Annotated in this window: 13 protein-coding genes; 5 read left to right on the top strand and 8 right to left on the bottom strand. The window is 30.7% G+C overall.

All coding sequences use genetic code 11. The features are described 5' to 3' along the window. The first annotated feature begins 2 nt into the window (after positions 1-2). From ACW9UN_RS04095 to ACW9UN_RS04080, 4 genes are read left to right on the top strand one after another with little or no spacing between them, the layout of a single operon-like run. Positions 3-1019, top strand: a complete 1017-nt coding sequence (locus ACW9UN_RS04095) for an XdhC family protein (RefSeq protein ID WP_459484131.1) — start codon at positions 3-5, stop codon at positions 1017-1019. Beyond that, positions 1020-1610, top strand: coding sequence for a nucleotidyltransferase family protein (locus ACW9UN_RS04090; RefSeq protein WP_459484129.1), 591 nt, complete (start codon positions 1020-1022; stop codon positions 1608-1610). Between the two features lie 10 nt (positions 1611-1620). Continuing rightward, positions 1621-5337 carry a metallophosphoesterase gene (locus tag ACW9UN_RS04085; protein WP_459484126.1) on the top strand — a complete coding sequence of 1239 codons (3717 nt, stop codon included), beginning with the start codon at positions 1621-1623 and terminating at the stop codon, positions 5335-5337. A gap of 9 nt (positions 5338-5346) precedes the next feature. Then, complete coding sequence (locus tag ACW9UN_RS04080) at positions 5347-5727, top strand: DUF423 domain-containing protein (RefSeq protein WP_459484125.1); 381 nt, start codon at positions 5347-5349, stop codon at positions 5725-5727. Here the strand turns inward: ACW9UN_RS04080 and ACW9UN_RS04075 are convergent. The 8 genes from ACW9UN_RS04075 to ACW9UN_RS04040 all read right to left on the bottom strand — a co-directional run bounded on the left by ACW9UN_RS04075 (position 5713) and on the right by ACW9UN_RS04040 (position 11302). Further along, complete coding sequence (locus ACW9UN_RS04075) at positions 5713-6567, bottom strand: YjiK family protein (RefSeq protein ID WP_459484123.1); 855 nt, start codon at positions 6565-6567, stop codon at positions 5713-5715. The genes ACW9UN_RS04080 and ACW9UN_RS04075 overlap by 15 nt on opposite strands. A gap of 13 nt (positions 6568-6580) precedes the next feature. Beyond that, positions 6581-7381: a TPM domain-containing protein gene (locus tag ACW9UN_RS04070; protein ID WP_459484122.1), complete on the bottom strand. Its 801-nt coding sequence runs from the start codon at positions 7379-7381 to the stop codon at positions 6581-6583. Positions 7382-7384: 3 nt separating this feature from the next. Beyond that, positions 7385-7819 (bottom strand): TPM domain-containing protein, encoded by a 435-nt coding sequence (locus ACW9UN_RS04065; RefSeq protein ID WP_459484120.1) that lies wholly within the window; start codon positions 7817-7819, stop codon positions 7385-7387. A 2-nt stretch (positions 7820-7821) separates the two neighbouring features. After that, positions 7822-8421 (bottom strand): LemA family protein, encoded by a 600-nt coding sequence (locus ACW9UN_RS04060; protein WP_459484118.1) that lies wholly within the window; start codon positions 8419-8421, stop codon positions 7822-7824. A 64-nt stretch (positions 8422-8485) separates the two neighbouring features. Next, positions 8486-9238 carry an SDR family NAD(P)-dependent oxidoreductase gene (locus tag ACW9UN_RS04055; protein ID WP_459484116.1) on the bottom strand — a complete coding sequence of 251 codons (753 nt, stop codon included), beginning with the start codon at positions 9236-9238 and terminating at the stop codon, positions 8486-8488. After that, complete coding sequence (locus ACW9UN_RS04050; protein ID WP_459484115.1) at positions 9235-9495, bottom strand: hypothetical protein; 261 nt, start codon at positions 9493-9495, stop codon at positions 9235-9237. Before ACW9UN_RS04050 ends, ACW9UN_RS04055 begins: the two co-directional genes overlap by 4 nt. Positions 9496-9846: 351 nt before the next feature. Further along, positions 9847-10176: a MerR family transcriptional regulator gene (locus tag ACW9UN_RS04045; RefSeq protein ID WP_459484113.1), complete on the bottom strand. Its 330-nt coding sequence runs from the start codon at positions 10174-10176 to the stop codon at positions 9847-9849. Positions 10177-10339: 163 nt separating this feature from the next. Next, positions 10340-11302, bottom strand: coding sequence for a M23 family metallopeptidase (locus ACW9UN_RS04040; RefSeq protein ID WP_459484111.1), 963 nt, complete (start codon positions 11300-11302; stop codon positions 10340-10342). A 161-nt stretch (positions 11303-11463) separates the two neighbouring features. On the opposite strand from ACW9UN_RS04040, the gene alaS reads away from it, so the two are divergent. Continuing rightward, the gene (gene alaS, locus ACW9UN_RS04035) at positions 11464-14082 is read left to right on the top strand and encodes an alanine--tRNA ligase (protein ID WP_459484109.1); all 2619 of its coding nucleotides are present in this window, start codon (positions 11464-11466) and stop codon (positions 14080-14082) included. Positions 14083-14210: the final 128 nt, after the last annotated feature.

Below are 14210 nucleotides of genomic sequence, written 5' to 3'. Positions count from 1 at the left end.
TTTTGATTCACGAACTCAAAGAAATTATCAATCATGCTATCATCAATCAACAAAAAGGATTGAAAAATGTATTGGCCTCTGTGGTGCATTTAGTAGGTTCGTCCTACAGAAAACCGGGCGTTAGAATGTTAATTTCAGAAAACCAAACTTTTGTTGGTGCAGTATCTGGGGGTTGTGTTGAAAAAGAAATTGTTAGAAGAAGCGCCTCTGTTTTTACTGATGAAAAACCAAAAATAATCACTTATGATGGCAGATATAGGTTAGGATGCGAAGGTATTTTGTACATTTTAATAGAACCTTTTTGGGTTACAAATAACTTTTTTACTGCTTTTACAAATGCATTAAAAAAAAGAGAACAACTTGTTATAGAAAGCTACTTTGCAAAACAAGATGAAGCTTACGGTAATTTTGGCTCTTTAGTTACTTTTAAAAATAACAATCAGTTTTCATTTTCTGATGATTTTAGACCTGAACCAAAAACAGATATATTTACACAAACGCTACAACCTGCATTTAAATTGATCATTATTGGTGGTGAACACGATGCTGTAAAACTCTGTAAAACTGGGGCAAGTTTGGGTTGGGAAGTAGATGTAATTACATCTGTAAAAGACAGCAAACAAATAACAGATTTCCCTGGCGCAAACGTTGTTGTAGGTGAAAGCCCTGAAACGATTCAATTTTCTGATATTGAGAAAAATACCGCTATTGTAATTATGAATCATAGTTATGTACAAGACTTAAAATATGTAATTAAATTATCTAAACATCAACCAAAATACATTGGTATTTTAGGAGCTCCAAAACGTAGAGAACGTTTATTTAATGAACTTCTAGAACTTGTGCCAGAAATTTCAGATGATTTTTTAGAAGCCATATATACACCTGCTGGTTTGCATATTGGTGCCCAAACTCCAGAGGAAATTGCGGTATCTATTGTAGCTGAAATATTATCTGTTATCAGAAAAAAAGAGCCTTTTTACCTCCGAAAAATTAACGGTAAAATTCACACTTCATAAATGGATACAATTGCTGTTTTAGTTTTGGCTGCTGGTAAATCATCTAGAATGAAAAGCATTAAACAGCTTACTAAAATTAATGATAAAACACTGCTGGAAATTACCCTAGATAAAGCAAAACAAATTGCTCCAAATAATACCTTTTGTATTTTAGGTGCAAATGCCGATAAAATAAAAAGCCAAATAAATTTTAATGGAATACACATCATCATTAATAAAAATTTTGAAAAGGGATTGAGTTCAAGTATCATTAAAGGGGTACAAACCATAACTAAAGAACATTTAAAACTAAAAAACATTCTAATTTTATTGGCAGATCAACCAGCAATTGAACTCTCTTATTTAAAAGAAATGATTGTAATTTTTGAACAGAATCCTACTAAAATTATAGCTTCAAAATACCAAAACACTTATGGTGTTCCTGCATTAATACCATCTATTTATTTTGATAGTTTACTACAAATTAAGGGAGACAAAGGGGCAAAAGTATTTTTAAACAGCAATCAACTCTCAATTTTATCACCAAAAAAAAATACAAATCTTGTTGATATTGACACTAAAGATCAATTGAAACAATTTATAAATAATTAATTTTACAGCTATGAAAGTTTTAAAATCCTTTTTATTAATATGCTTTGCAATCTTAGCATATAGTTGTGCTACTACCCAAATGCAAGTTGTAGAAAATCATACTTACAAAAAGCCAAACTCAGAAGTTCTGCACACGTTTTATTTAATTGGAGATGCTGGAAACTCTAAACGAAAAGAACAAGATCCTGCTTTAGCATATCTTGAAAAAGAAATAGAAAAAGCGAATGAAAATTCAACTTTAATTTTTTTGGGTGATAATGTTTATGAAAAAGGAATTCCTAAAAAAGTGAAAAAGAAAAAAAAGAAAAAAAGAAAAAAATACAATTTAGCCAAACACAGATTGGCAGTGCAGTACGATATTGGTAAAAAATTTGCTGGTAACACTATTTTTATTCCAGGAAATCACGATTGGTACAGTGGTTTAGATGGCTTAAAAAGACAAGAAGAATTAGTTGAAGATGCCTTAGGTAAAAACAGATTTCAACCAGAGAGTGGCTGTCCTTTAGAAAAAATAGAAATCAATGACGAAATTAATGTAATCGTTGTAGATACACATTGGTTTGTAACCAATTGGAACAAGCACCCCACCATAAACGATAAATGCGAAATTAAAACTAGACAAAAATTCTTCGATGAATTTGAAGGAATGATAAAAAAATCGCAAGGTAAAACAACACTTATTGCTTTGCATCATCCTATGTTTACAAACGGCCCTCATGGAGGTTATTATTCTTTTAAAAGTCATATAAAACCAACTCCTTTGTTAGGATCTGCTTTAAATATTTTAAGAAAAACCTCGGGTGCTACCAATACAGATCAACAAAACGAAAAATACAACGAACTTAGAAGACGAATTATAACCATTGCCCAAGCAAATGAAAGAGTGCTTTTTGTTTCTGGCCACGAGCACAGTTTGCAGTATATTATAAAAGATAATATACCACAAATTGTAAGTGGTTCTGGATCTAAAAACTCTGCCGTTAAAAATGTAAATGGAGGAATTTTTGGTTATGGTACACAGGGTTTTGCTAGACTTGATATTTATAAAAACGGTGAAACTACAGTACATTACTATACTGTAAAAGACAAAAAAATAGTTTTTGAAGCCAATGTTTTTCGCCCCGAAAACGAATTTAAATTAACCAAATTCCCAAATACAAAGCTACAAGAAAAAGAAGCTTCTGTTTACAGCAAAGAAGAGGTGGAAAAAAGTAATTTTTACAAGTTTATTTGGGGAGATAGGTATCGAAAATATTTTGGTAAAAAAGTAACTGCGCCAACTGTTGGTTTAGATACCTTATTTGGCGGGTTAACCCCTGTTAGAAGAGGTGGTGGTCATCAATCTAAATCTTTACGATTAGTAGATAAACAAGGTAGAGAATATGTAATGCGCGCTTTAAGAAAAAACGCTGTTCAGTATTTACAAACTGTGGTATTTAAAGATCAATATGTAGAAGGGCAATTTCAAGAATCTTTAACACAAGAACTACTAATGGATGTATTTACAGGCTCGCATCCATATGCACCTTTTACTATTGATAAATTGGCAGAAGCCATAGATATTTATCATACAAAACCTGTATTATATTTTGTACCTAAACAAAAAACTTTAGAAGAATTTAATGAAGATTATGGTGATGAATTGTACATGATTGAAGAACGGACAGACGAAGGTCATGGAGACAAAAAAAACTTTGGATACTCTAATAATTTAATAAGTACAGATGATTTAAGAAAAAATTTAGCTAAGGATGAAAAGTATGTTTTAGACGAACCTCGCTATATTAGAGCTAGACTTTTTGATATGTTAATTGGTGATTGGGATAGACACCAAGACCAATGGAGATGGGCAGAAATTGAACAAGACGACCAAGTAATTTACAGACCTGTACCAAGAGATAGAGACCAAGCTTTTTCTATTTTTGGTGATGGTTTTCTACTAGGCTTTTTAACCAATGCCTTACCTGCCTTAAAGGGTATGAGATCTTACAACAAAGATTTAAAAGCACCAAGATGGTTCAGCTATTCAGCTTATCCTTTAGATATGATGCTTATTACCAAATCTGATAAAAAAGTATGGGACAAGCAAGTTCAAATAATTCAAAATCAAATTACTGATGAAGTTATAGACAATGCTCTCAATAAAATTCCAAAAGAACTTCAAGACCAAACTGTTGATGAAATTAAAAGAAAACTTAAAGGTAGAAGAAAAAATTTACAAAAAATTTCGGATAAATATTACACCTATTTAAATAGTTTTCAAGTGGTAATGGGTACTCATAAAGATGATTATTTTGAAATTAAACGCCTTAATAATGGTAACACTCACATTATCATTTACCGAATAAAGGATGGCGAAAAATCGGATATTGTTTTAGATAGAATTTTTGATGCTAACACTACCAAAGAAATCTGGATTTATGGTTTAGATGACGAAGATAAATTTCATGTAAGTGGTAAAAACAATAAAAAACATATTGAAGTAAAAATTATTGGTGGCTTAGACAAAGATAGTTATAACATAGAAAATAATAGAAACCTAAAGATCTTTGACCAAAAGAAAAAGAAAAATAAATTCAAGAAAAATCAAAACGTAAATAAAAAATTAACTGACGATTACGACACCAACACATACGATTACACAAAACTTAAAAGTAGCTCAAAAACACTATCTCCTGCCATAGGTTATAACCCAGATGATGGCATAAAACTAGGGTTAAAAAGTGCCACCATAGTTAACGGTTTTGAGAGAAATCCTTTTACTGCAAAACACATTTTTGCAGGGTTCTATTATTTTGCCACTGGTGGTTACGAATTAAATTATTCAGGTGAGTTTGCAAACTTTATCAACAAGTGGAACTTTGCTATAGAAGCCAATTATAACAGTCCTAATTTTGCAAGAAATTTTTTTGGCTTTGGCAATAGTAGCACAAATCCGGAGGCGCAAAAAGATGATGAAAATAAAGATTTTAACCGAGTAAGAATTCAAAAATATAATCTAGGAACCTACTTAAAATGGAGAGGACATTTGGGTGCAAAAATAAAAGCTGGTTTTAATTTTGAAAGTTTTGATGTAGAAAGAACAACTGGACGGATTTTAGATACTCCGCAATTTGCCCCAAACAGTGCACTTTTTGCCGAACAACAATTTTTAACTGCTGAAACCGAATACTATTACAAACATTCAGACAATGAAACTTTTCCAACTTTAGCTCTAGAATTTGCTGTTAAATTAGGATATACCTTTAATTTAAACGAAAATAGAAATTTTGGCTTTAGCCTTACCTCATTAGGAATTAGTCATAAATTAATACCTAATGGCAAGTTAGTATTGGCATCTAAAGTAAAAACGCATTTTATTTTTGGTGATGAATTTGAATTTTACCAAGCAGCTAATATAGGGGGTAATGAAGGTTTACGTGGCTTTAGAAATGAGCGTTTTATTGGCAAAAATGCTTTTTATCAAACCACAGATTTAAGATGGAATATAAGAAAAGTAAGAACAGAATTATTACCCCTTAACATTGGCTTGTATACTGGTTTCGATTATGGTAAAGTTTGGGGTACTCCAAAAAACTTAATTCCATCTGGTGAATCTTCTGCTTTTAAAACCTCTTATGGCGCTGGTTTATTTTTTAATGCAGCAAATATGTTTGTAGGTAGTGTTGGTTATTTTAACAGTGTAGATAGAGGCCGATTTGAATTTAGTTTAGGTTTCGATTTTTAATAAAAATATATGAGTCAATTAGCATTAATTTCAGGAACAGTTTTTGGGTTATTATCTGTAATCTTTGGTGCGTTTGGAGCACACATATTAAAGAAAAAATTAACCAACGACCAACTTCAAAGTTTTGAAACTGGTGTTAAATATCAAATGTATCATGCAATTGTATTACTTGTTTTAGGTTTTGAACTTACGACGCCAGTATCTATAAATGCATATGTTATTTATGCTTTTATTATTGGTATTATTCTGTTTTCTTTTTCTATTTATGGTTTAGTATTATCAGCTGCCAATAATAAAAAGTTAAAATTTTTAGGACCAATTACTCCTTTAGGTGGTTTGTTTTTAATTATTGGATGGGGATTGTTGTTGGTTAAATTAATCAATCTTTAATTCATACAAATTACAACCATCTCCACCATCTTTTTCATCAGTAATATAAAGTGTTCTGTTATTTTTAAAGCAAATCCCTTCTTTTTGAGATATATGCTTTAACTTAATTTTCTCTACTTTACCCGAAAAGAAATTATCACCTTTAAAATCAGAAAAAATAATAATATTTTTTTGAGACAATAAAGCTACCTTTTTCTTATTGTTAGAAATATCTGCGGCTGTAAACCAACAATCGTTTTGGTTACAATTATTAAAACTTCCAATTAGTTTTGCTTTATGTTTTCCTTTGGTTGATGCTGGTACTCGATATAGAAATGTTTTACCATATTGATCATCTACCCTACTTTTTGTAAAAATGTAAAAGTTTTTATTGAGGTAAAAAAAAGCTTCTGCATCAAAAAAACGTTGGTCTTTTTTGGGCGGAAACTCTTCTTGGTTTTCGTATTCGAATTTAATTGTTTTAATATCTGCATCCTTCTCATCTAAATCTTTTTTCTTAATCTTTAAAATTCTTAAATTCTTTCTATCATTATCATTGTTTCCAAAATCACCTATATACAAATTCCCTTCATCATCAGAGGTAATATCTTCCCAATCTTTATTTTTAGCATCAATATCTATAACTCGTTTTATTTTTCCTTTCTTTTTAGAAACCTCATAAAGATTAGATTTGTTACCACCATCATTTATCATCCAAATAGAATTGGTACTTTTTAGAAATTCATTACCAGAAACTTCTTTTAAGTTTTTTGATAGATCTGCAACTATTTTAAGCTGACCAAAGTTTTGACAACTGTTTAACAATACAATAAGAATTATAAGTAGTATGTCTTTTTTCATTTTGTTTTAAATTTTACCAACTACCACCTGCTCCACCACCACTAAAGCCTCCACCACCAAAACCGCCACCAAAACCGCCACCAGATGAACCACTTCCAAATCCACCACCAAAACTTCCTCCACCTCTACCAGCGTTACTTAAAATAATGGCTTCTAAAAGTGATGCTCCTGCAGAACGTCTTCTGTAACCTCTTCCTCCACCTCTATTGTTCCTATTTCCTCTAGAAATGATGATAAAAAAGATGATAATCATAATTACAAAAATGATAACACCAGAATCAAAACTTTTTGCTTCTTTTTTTTGAGTACCTTTAAACTCTCCATTTAAAGCTTTAAAAATGTAATCAACTCCTTTATCTAAACCTTTGTAATAATCTCCTTTTTTAAATTCGGGAATAATGATATTTCTTGTAATATCTCCTATAATTCCAGCACTTAGAATCGGTTCAATGCCATAACCAGGAGAAATCCATATTTTTCGATCATTTTCAGCTAATAAAATTAAAATTCCATTATCCTCTTTTTCTTGTCCAATACCCCATTTTTGTGCCCATCTTGGTGTAAGAATTCCGATACTTTCATTTTTGGTAGTTTCAATAACAATAACTACAATTTGTGTTGATGTAGAGTCTGAATAACGCACTAATTTATTTTCTAAACTTAACTTTTGGTTCTTAGAAAGCAACTCTGTATAATCGTAAATACTTGTTTGAAATTTTGGTTTTTCTGGTATGGTAAATTGCCCAAGAACTATTTGAGTGAAGAAAAATGCTGCAAAAAGGATGAACGCTTTTGTTAACTTTATAAAATTCATTAATTATCTAGAAATTTCGTTAGACAGTTCATTTTCATCATCAATTTGCCATGGAAAGTGAGCTTTTAATTCTTCGCCTGCTTTTAAAATCCCATCAACAAGACCCTGTTTAAAATCACCTTTTTTAAAATGATGTTGTATGCTGTCTTTTGTTGTGTTCCAAAAATCTTCGGGTACAACTTCGTTGATTCCCTTATCACCACAAATCACAAATTTATGATCGTGTACTGCCACATAAATGAGTACTCCATTTTTATCTTTTGTATTGTACATTTTTAACAAATGAAACACCTCTAAAGCTCTCTCATAGTGATCTTTATCTGAAGAAGCCTCAATATGTACACGAATTTCGCCAGACGTGTTTTGCTCTGCTATTCGTATTGCCTCAATAATATCTTGCTCCTGTTGTTTTGTAAGAAATTCTTCTACTTTAGACATTGTTATTTTTTACTAAAATCTACTTCAACCGGTTTTTCTGCTCCAGCTTCTGCTTGAAAATAAGGTTTACCTTCAAAATTAAACCAACCTGCCAAAATGGAATTTGGAAAAGTTTTAACGTGATTATTATAAGGTTTTACTTTTTCGTTAAAACGAGTTCTAGCGGTTAAAATTTGGTTTTCTGTACTTGCCAATTCGTCTTGTAATTTTAAAAAGTTCTGATTTGTTTTTAAATCTGGATACCTTTCAACAGTAACTAAGAGACTTTTCAAAGCCCCACTTAAACCTCCTTGAACTTTATTAAAATCTGCCAATTGTTGGGGTGTAACTTTAGAAGGATCTATATTTATTGATGTTGCTTTAGCTCTTGCATTGATAACATCTGTTAAAGTTCCTCTTTCAAAATCTGCAGCTCCTTGTACTGTTTTTACTAAATTTCCAATTAAATCGTTTCTTCGTTGGTAAGCTGTTTCTACATTTGCCCAAGATTCAGATATATCTTCATTTAGCTTAACTGCAGTATTATTAAATCCTTTTGCAAAACTGTAAAAGGCGTATCCCAATACAAAAATAATTATTACAGGAATTAACCATTTTTTCATAATTTCTAATTTTTAATTTTTATGTTGATTTTTGGTTTGTTCAAATTTAAAGAATATTTAGCTATTAAAGTGATGTACCACCATCTAATGTAATAGTTTGACCAGTAATAAATTTTGTATTCTCTGAGGCTAACCAAACAACAGCTTCTGCAATTTCATCTGCTTTGCCATATCGCTGCATAGGTATGCTGCTTTTTAAAATACGATCCATTTCTGGTTTTGAGTTAATTAGTTGATTTAATAATGGAGAGGCTGTATAACCAGGGCAAACTGCATTTACTCTAATGTTTTTTGTAGCATACTCTTTAGCCACAGATTTTGTCATCCCAACAACAGCAAATTTACTTGCACTATAACTAATATTATTGGGCAACGCTTTTAAACCTGCTAAAGATGCAACATTTACAATATTACCATAACCTTGCTGTAAAAATTGATTTAATGCTACTTTCATACCATAAAAAACACCTGTTTGATTTACCGCAATTACTCTATCCCAATCTCGTAGAGTTGCCTCATGTGTTTTTAATAAATGCGGACCAATACCTGCGTTGTTTACCATTACATCTAACTTCCCAAATTTTTCGACAGTTTTTGCAATTAAATTTTCTACGTCTTTATACTGCGCAACGTTTGCTTTTATTGGTAGAACTTTTCCTTTATTTGTTACAATTTTATGAGCAACTTTTTCTACTTTTTCTAAATTAATATCAGAAACAACAACAATAGCTTGATATTTTGCAAAATGAATGGCAGTTGCTTTTCCTATACCTGAACCAGCTCCTGTAATAACAACTACTTTATCTTTAACATTCATAAATTTACTTGCTTATTGTATTTTTTGTGTTGAATATTTTTTTTCTGTAAAATGGCATAAAATTTTCTAGGAGATATTTTTAAGTCTCTAGTTATTTCACTTACTTTTTTCTTTCCCTTTTTGTAGAGTTTTAAATTGTTATTTACTTTTTTATTAAAGTAATGTTTCTCTAACTTTTCTACGATTTGCAACGCTGTTAAATTAGATTCATCAGCATATTTTTCAATTTCCTTTTTAATGTTCAATAAGTTACTCATTTCTCTAGTATTTTATGTTTTTATTTATTCCATATACTTTTCATTGGCAACTTTTTTTGTAATTCAAAGCATTTTAGCATTAGAATTGCTTACACTAAAATTCTTATTTCTGCTTTTTTTTTGTTGATTTTATGCAATATCACTTTAAGTACCTAAAAACCAAACACCTGTTAAACTTACGTAAAAAAATAGACATTTTAAAAGTGCAACTACAACCTCTTAAAGCTGATCAACCTTAATCTATAGATTTTTCAACTGTTGATATGACTATTTTTTTCTGTTTAGAGCATCAACTTTAACAATAAAACGAAGTTTTTCTTAGTCTTAAAAGTGATGTAATGAATTGTAAAACTATAATGAGTTTTTAATTTTAAGCAATTCTGCTTTTACAGCTTCTAACCTAGCTATAATTTCATGATTGTTAAAAACACTGTCTGGGTTTTTCTTCAATTTTAATTTTGCTCCTTCTAAAGTAAACCCTCTTTCTTTTACTAAGTTATAAATGAGTTTGAAGTTTTTTATATCTTCTTGTGTAAATAAGCGATTACCTTTTGCGTTTTTTTTAGGCTTGATAATATCAAACTCTTTTTCCCAAAAACGAATGTGCGATGTGTTTACATCAAAAGCTTTGGCAACTTCGCCAATCTTGTAATATCGTTTTTCTGGTAAATCTATATGCATTATTCAGTAATCAGTAATCAGTAATCAGTAATCAGTAATCAGTAATCAGTAATCAGTAATCAGTAATCAGTAATCAGTAATCAAAACTAAATAAAAATCTTAATAGCACAAGAAAAGTTGATTGAAATAGTTTTAAACAAATGTTTTTAGAAACTATTATAGATTAATCATAAGATTCGCTTTCTTCAGATGTTCTTTGTAGGGTTGCAAATTCATCTAAAGATAAATCTCCGTAATAAAAATTTATCGGGTTTACAGCTCTACCATCTTTATGCACTTCATAATGTAAATGTGGTGCTACTGATAAGCCTGTGTTGCCCACGTAACCAATTAAATCTCCTCTTTTTACTTTATCGCGTCTTTTTACAGCCATTTTACTCATATGAGCATAAACTGTTTTGTATCCATAACCATGTTCTATAAAAACTACTTTACCAAATGTAGTGCTTCTTTGTGCTAAACTTACAGTTCCATCTCCAGACGCATATATTGGTGTCCCTTTTGGCGCTGTAAAATCCATTCCTTTATGGAATTTATTTATTTTTAATATGGGGTGCATTCTCATTTTATAACCAGAGGCCACATAAAAATCTCCTTTTTTAATTGGAATAATTGCCGGAATTGATGCTAACATTTCTTTCTTTTCTTTTGCTAACGCTACAATTTCATCTAAAGATTTAGATTGTACCACCATTTGTTTCGATAAAATATCTACTTCTTTTGTGAGCTTTTTAATTAAATCAGAATTCTCAAAACCATCTAAATTTTTATATCTGTTTACACCTCCAAAACCCGCTTTACGCTGCTCTTCTGGTATTGGATTTGCTTCAAAGTAACTTCGATAAATATTGTTATCTCTTTCTTGCAGTTGCGATAAAATCATAGAACTCTCTTCCATTCTTTTATTCAATAACTCGTAATGAAATTTTAAGTTTTCTAACTCCCTTTGTTGCGCGCGCTCATTAGGAGACATTATAATTTGGCTGAAACCAATAAAACCAAAAAAAGCAATCAAAATCACTCCCAAAAAGCTAAACAGTATTTTGCGATAATAATCCGTCTTTTTTACAGTAATTTTTCTGTAAGAAAGCGTATCCTCATCATAATAATATTTTACTTTTGCCATATTACTAAATATAGTATTTTTGTGTACGTTTTTATAGATTTACTGTTAAACAATCACTATAATTAACTTACAAATCTACAAAATGTTTTATAACTGCTTTTTTTTACGCAGTTTTTTAAAAATAAATTAACAAAATCCAACTTGTTGGAAACTTCTTTTTTATGAAATCTCAAGAAATTCGCGCTACTTTTTTAAACTTTTTTAAAGAAAAATCTCATTTAGTAGTTCCTTCTGCACCAATGGTTACAAAAGATGACCCAACATTAATGTTTACCAATGCTGGTATGGTTCCGTTTAAAGAATATTTTTTAGGAAATGGAACTCCGAAAAAGAATCGAATTACAGATTCGCAAAAATGCTTGCGTGTTTCTGGTAAACATAACGATTTAGAAGAAGTGGGTTACGATACCTATCATCATACTTTATTCGAAATGTTAGGCAACTGGTCTTTTGGCGATTATTTTAAAAAAGAAGCTATTGCTTGGGCTTGGGAATTGTTAACCGAAGTTTATAAAATTGATAAAGACATTTTATACGTTACTGTTTTTGAAGGATCTGATGATGCTGACAATTTAGAAATGGATACAGAAGCCTATGATATTTGGAAACAATTTATTGCTGAAGATCGTATTTTAAAAGGTAACAAGAAAGATAATTTTTGGGAAATGGGCGATCAAGGCCCATGTGGACCTTGTTCTGAAATTCACGTAGATATTCGTTCTGCAGAAGAAAAAGCAAAAGTAGATGGTAAATCTTTGGTAAATGAAGATCATCCTCAGGTTGTAGAAATCTGGAACTTGGTTTTTATGCAATACAACCGAAAAGCAAATGGTTCTTTAGAAGAATTACCAAACAAACATATAGATACAGGTATGGGCTTTGAGCGTTTGTGTATGGTTTTACAAAACGTGCAATCGAATTACGACACTGATGTTTTTACACCAATTATTAGCGAAATTGGCACAATAACAAATACTTCTTATGGTAAAAACGAGCAACAAGATATTGCAATTCGTGTAATTTCTGATCATGTTAGAGCTGTCGCTTTTTCTATTGCTGATGGTCAATTACCAAGCAACACAGGTGCAGGTTATGTAATTCGTAGAATTTTAAGACGTGCTGTTAGATATGGTTTTACATTTTTAGATAAAAAAGAACCATTTATTTATAGATTGGTAGCCGTTTTAAGTGATAAAATGGGTACTGCTTTCCCAGAATTAAAAGCCCAAAAACAACTGATAGAAAACGTAATTAAAGAAGAAGAAACTTCATTTTTACGCACTTTAGATCAAGGTTTGGTTTTGTTAGATGGTATTATTGCATCAGCAAAAACTAAAGAAATTTCTGGTGATAAAGTATTTGAATTGTATGATACTTTCGGATTTCCTATAGATTTAACTGCTTTAATTTTATCAGAAAAAGGATATACTCTAGACGAAAAAGGTTTTGAAGCAGAATTGCAAAAACAAAAAAATAGATCTCGTGCAGCAAGTGAAATGTCTACAGAAGATTGGACAGTTTTAGTAGATGATGCTGTTCAAGAATTTATTGGTTACGATTTTTTAGAAGCCAAAGTAAAAATTACACGATACAGAAAAGTTACTTCTAAAAAAGACGGAACAATGTATCAACTCGTTTTTAATTTAACTCCTTTTTATGCAGAAGGTGGTGGGCAAGTTGGTGATAAAGGTTATTTAGAAAACGTAAATGGTGATGTGATTTATATTGTTGATACCAAAAAAGAAAACAATGTAATTATTCATTTTACTAAAAATTTACCTAAAAATGTAAACGATGTTTTTAAAGCTGTTGTTGATGAAAAACAACGTCATAGAACTGAGTGTAACCACACTGCAACTCATTTATTACACCAAGCTTTAAGAGAGGTTTTAGGCACACATGTAGAGCAAAAAGGTTCTGCTGTACATTCTAAATATTTACGTTTCGATTTTTCTCATTTTTCTAAATTAACTGTTGATGAATTGCGTGACGTAGAAAACTTTGTAAATGCTCGTATTTCTGGCAAACTACCTTTAGAAGAAAGTAGAAATATTACCATGGAAAAAGCAATTGCAGATGGAGCAATGGCATTGTTTGGCGAAAAATATGGAGATACTGTTAGAGCCATTAAATTTGGAAAATCGATAGAACTTTGTGGAGGTACACACGTAAAAAACACTGGTGATATTTGGCATTTTAAAATAAAATCTGAAAGTGCTGTTGCTGCAGGAATCAGAAGAATTGAAGCCATTACAAATGATGCTGTTAAAGATTTTTATTTTGATAATAACAGAACTTTATTCGAAGTAAAAGATGTATTAAACAACGCAAAAGATCCTGTAAAAGCAATTCAAAAATTACAAGATGAAAATGCTGATTTACAAAAACAAGTTGAGCAACTTTTAAAGGAAAAAGCACAAAATTTATCAGGAGAAATTAAAAATCAATTACAAGAAATTAACGGAGTGCAGTTTTTAGCTACTAAAGTAGATTTAGATGCAAATGGAATTAAAAATCTTGCTTTTGGCTTGGGTAAAGAATATCAAAATTTATTTTTATTATTTGCTTCTGCTCCAACAAAAGAAAAAGCACTATTAACCTGTTATATTTCTAAAGAATTAGCAAACGAACGTGGTTATAATGCAGGAACAGTGGTTAGAGAATTGGGTAAATTAATTCACGGAGGTGGAGGAGGACAACCTTTCTTTGCAACTGCTGGTGGTAAAAATCCTGGCGGAATTCCTAAAGCTTTAGAAAAGGCGAAAGAGTATCTGATATAATCATTCACTAGTTTGAAACGAGTAAAAAACAAATTTACATTTACCTTACTTCTGATTACAATATTAGTGGTATTGGTAGTTTTGGGTTATGGAATTTGGCAAATTAGCTCATTTTTATTCTAAAAATA

This window comes from Polaribacter litoreus (genome assembly GCF_054584775.1).
This window is presented reverse-complemented; position numbering and strand designations above follow the sequence as displayed.

What these genes read in the sequence shown, in the direction of transcription:
- ACW9UN_RS04085 (WP_459484126.1), top strand. Translation starts at nt 1,621, where the DNA reads ATGAAAGTTTTAAAATCCTTTTTATTAATATGCTTTGCAATCTTAGCA.
- ACW9UN_RS04075 (WP_459484123.1), bottom strand. Translation starts at nt 6,567, where the DNA reads ATGAAAAAAGACATACTACTTATAATTCTTATTGTATTGTTAAACAGT.
- alaS (WP_459484109.1), top strand. Translation starts at nt 11,464, where the DNA reads ATGAAATCTCAAGAAATTCGCGCTACTTTTTTAAACTTTTTTAAAGAA.
- ACW9UN_RS04080 (WP_459484125.1), top strand. Translation starts at nt 5,347, where the DNA reads ATGAGTCAATTAGCATTAATTTCAGGAACAGTTTTTGGGTTATTATCT.
- ACW9UN_RS04040 (WP_459484111.1), bottom strand. Translation starts at nt 11,302, where the DNA reads ATGGCAAAAGTAAAATATTATTATGATGAGGATACGCTTTCTTACAGA.
- ACW9UN_RS04070 (WP_459484122.1), bottom strand. Translation starts at nt 7,381, where the DNA reads ATGAATTTTATAAAGTTAACAAAAGCGTTCATCCTTTTTGCAGCATTT.
- ACW9UN_RS04055 (WP_459484116.1), bottom strand. Translation starts at nt 9,238, where the DNA reads ATGAATGTTAAAGATAAAGTAGTTGTTATTACAGGAGCTGGTTCAGGT.
- ACW9UN_RS04060 (WP_459484118.1), bottom strand. Translation starts at nt 8,421, where the DNA reads ATGAAAAAATGGTTAATTCCTGTAATAATTATTTTTGTATTGGGATAC.
- ACW9UN_RS04050 (WP_459484115.1), bottom strand. Translation starts at nt 9,495, where the DNA reads ATGAGTAACTTATTGAACATTAAAAAGGAAATTGAAAAATATGCTGAT.
- ACW9UN_RS04045 (WP_459484113.1), bottom strand. Translation starts at nt 10,176, where the DNA reads ATGCATATAGATTTACCAGAAAAACGATATTACAAGATTGGCGAAGTT.
- ACW9UN_RS04090 (WP_459484129.1), top strand. Translation starts at nt 1,020, where the DNA reads ATGGATACAATTGCTGTTTTAGTTTTGGCTGCTGGTAAATCATCTAGA.
- ACW9UN_RS04065 (WP_459484120.1), bottom strand. Translation starts at nt 7,819, where the DNA reads ATGTCTAAAGTAGAAGAATTTCTTACAAAACAACAGGAGCAAGATATT.